The 2899-nt window shown below is 54.2% G+C and carries 1 protein-coding gene; it reads right to left on the bottom strand.

The annotated features are described in order from the left end of the window. Positions 1-211: 211 nt before the first annotated feature. Positions 212-2185 carry a cytochrome c3 family protein gene (locus GBM95_RS11460; RefSeq protein WP_152159215.1) on the bottom strand — a complete coding sequence of 658 codons (1974 nt, stop codon included), beginning with the start codon at positions 2183-2185 and terminating at the stop codon, positions 212-214. Positions 2186-2899 lie beyond the last annotated feature (714 nt).

Raw genomic sequence — 2899 nt, 5'->3', positions numbered from 1 at the left:
GACCCCTATTCGCGCCTGTTTTACGAATGAGAGTACCCTCTATGCACAGGCGGCCTGACCCCAAGCGCCACACAGCACCATCCGTCAACTATTAAATACATTTGTTAATATCCATAAAAAATAATCCATTAACCGAATACGACGAAGCCCCGGAAACTCTTTCGAGCTTCCGGGGCCTCTTGCTCTTAACTCAGAGTGTCGAACTTAAGAATTACTTCTTGGCGGTCTTATTCTGGGCGTTGAGGATCGCGAGAGCCTGGGCCGTGTAGGTCTGGGCTTCGTCAACGAGCTGCTTCGAGAACTTCGGAGCGTGGACACCCCACGAACCGTCGTCCTTCAGCTTGGCAGCGTTGAGGCGAGCTTCCTCAGCGTAGAGCTGGACCTGGGCGCGGTCGGCCGTCGAGAGCTTCGCAACCTTGAGCATATCCTGGATGTTGCTCAGGTCAGCGATAACCTTGGCGTAGCCTTCCTTGACCGGGGTCTGCCAGGCGATGACCTTGTTGTAGATGGTCTTCTGATCCTTGAAGCGCATGGATTCAGGGAACTTCGACTGGATCGGGCTGTGGCAGCCCATCGCATCGACAACGTGCTTGTCCTGGTAGGCCGTACGACCGCAGGACCACATCAGATCGATGTAGGGACGGCCGTCATCCTTCGTAACGTGCCAGCCCTTCGGGCTGACGAGCTTACGATCGGTGGTGCCTTCCGGCGGATTGATGGTCTTCTTTTCCGGATCAACAAGGATGCGCCAGATGTGGGACGCACGAACGTTGTCGAAGCCGGCGAGGTCAGGACGCTGGATCGAAGCGAAGTTTTCGCAGGAACCCATCTTCGGCATATGGCAGGAAGCGCAGCTGTTGCGGCTGTGCGTACCGCCCTGCGAGAAGAAGTAGGCAGCCGTGGTATGGCAGTCCTGGCATTCCTTCTTCATGTTCGGCACGGTGTACTGCGAGGCCCAGTCATTAGCGGTGACTTCATGCGGGTCGTGGCAGGTCGTGCAGCGCATGCCCTTCTGGTAGTGCTTCGAGTAATGCGACTGCGAGCCTTCCGTACCGCAGGCCGGGCAGAAGGACTTGAAGTACACATTGAACGGGGTCTTGAAGTTGGCCTTGGCGTCGTTCTCGTTGTAGACGAAGCGCTGGTGGCAGCGTTCGCAGTTCGACGGCATGCCGGCACCGCGGGCACCGTAAAGGTGAGCACCAGCGCCGTGGCATTCTTCGCAGCCCACGCCCTTCGTCACGACGTGCGAGCGGAGCTTCTTGGCATCGCCGAGGGCGGCAAAGAGTTCATCCTGGCTCTTGAAGTCGAACTTCCAGGTATGGCAGATTTCGCAGTAGGACGAACCCGGCTGGAACATAGCCTGCTTGCGGTTCGAAGCACCGTAGGAGTTCATGCCCCAGACCTTGGAGCTCTGAGCACCGAAGTCCTCAAGCTTGGTCGGGAAGGTCGGATCCCACTCGTGAATCTTCTTCGCAACTTCAGGGGTGATGTGTTCAGCCCAGTTGCGGGAGAACTGGTTGCCGCCGGCAACGATCTTACCGGTCGCCTTGGAGAGTTCACCGCCGTCTTCGATGTGGTAGGTACCACGGACGAGCCACTTATCGACGAAGCCGTACTTCGTACGCGGCGTGCCCATAACGACGAAGATGTCGTCAGCGTTGATGCCTTCAGGCAGAACGCCGGCCTGCGACTTGTAGAGCGGACGCTTGAGGTCGCCCTGAACCATCGGTTCGGTCAGTTCTTCCGGGAAGCGAACGATCTTGTTGTGACGGGAACGTTCCCACTTCTCATACTGAGACGGGTGGCATTCGCCGCACTTCTTCGGGCCGACGAAGTTGTTCGGCAGATCGAGGAAGGATTCGTACGGGAGGCGGTACGTCACAGCGACCTTGCGGCCGGTGTTCTTGGCGTACTTGTCGCCGCCGCCGAAGTCAACCCACTCTTCCTGGCGGTCGGACATCGTGAACTTACCAACGACGCGGCCTTCCTTGAGGTACTTGAAGTAGGGGTGATTGGCCTTGAGGTAGTCCCAGAAAGCCTTGTCTTGAGCGACGTAGCCATCGAGGGTGCGCGGGAGGTCAACCGAAGTCTGGGCAGCGGGGGTGTCAGCGGCCATGGCGGTGGAAGCCACGAACGCAGCGCTCATGCACGCAGCGAGAGACAGAAGCTTGTGTTGCTTGGTCATTTTTAGCTCCTAGAGGGTCTCTTTAGGGGTTTATTGGATTGCCTGATCTTTCGATTCGGCTTCTTTGAGGTCAAATGCGCGGCCCTCACGGGGGGCGCACCGTCAATCTACTCCTTAATTTCTACTTAAGACAGATTTCAAAACTTTTCCGCCCCTACTCTTCTGCAATGATCGTTTACACCCAATAAGAGGTATACACGTTAGCCTTTTGAATCGCATTTTTCATGTTTATTTATAAAAATCAATGTATTAGCAAAATACGCATTTTACCGAACAGATCCCCCCATCGCCCCTGAACGGTTCTATCTCGTAAGAGGTATTTTCATTCTTAATCCATCCTTAAAGCACCCTTCAGGTTTATTTTTCGGAATCATATATTCCACTTTATGAAATATTATGAGGTGATTTCGTATTTCATAAGCACAAAGAAAGTGCGCAACCTTAATGTGAATTTGAGAATCATTCTCATTTAAAAATTTGAATTTTATGGCAATATAGGGAAAGTCCTAGATGCCTTTTTAACTATTAACTATCGATACTCATTACACGATAGTTAAAGAAAACAAGACGGAATGTGTTTTGCGTTCGGTTTTCCCGCTTTCCCTGCAATACGCAAAATCGGGTAGAGGGCCCCCTTGCAGGGTACCCCCTCCCACACCGCATGGCCCCGTGATCGGGCCCTTTCGGACATGCCGTTCGGCATCCGGCGGTTTT

Origin of the sequence: Sutterella seckii (assembly GCF_009183815.1) — a bacterium.
In the GTDB taxonomy this organism is placed as follows: Bacteria; Pseudomonadota; Gammaproteobacteria; order Burkholderiales; family Burkholderiaceae_F; genus Sutterella; species Sutterella seckii.
This window is presented reverse-complemented; position numbering and strand designations above follow the sequence as displayed.

Excerpts from the sequence above, each read along its gene's own strand:
- GBM95_RS11460 (WP_152159215.1), bottom strand. The coding sequence starts at position 2,185 with ATGACCAAGCAACACAAGCTTCTGTCTCTCGCTGCGTGCATGAGCGCT.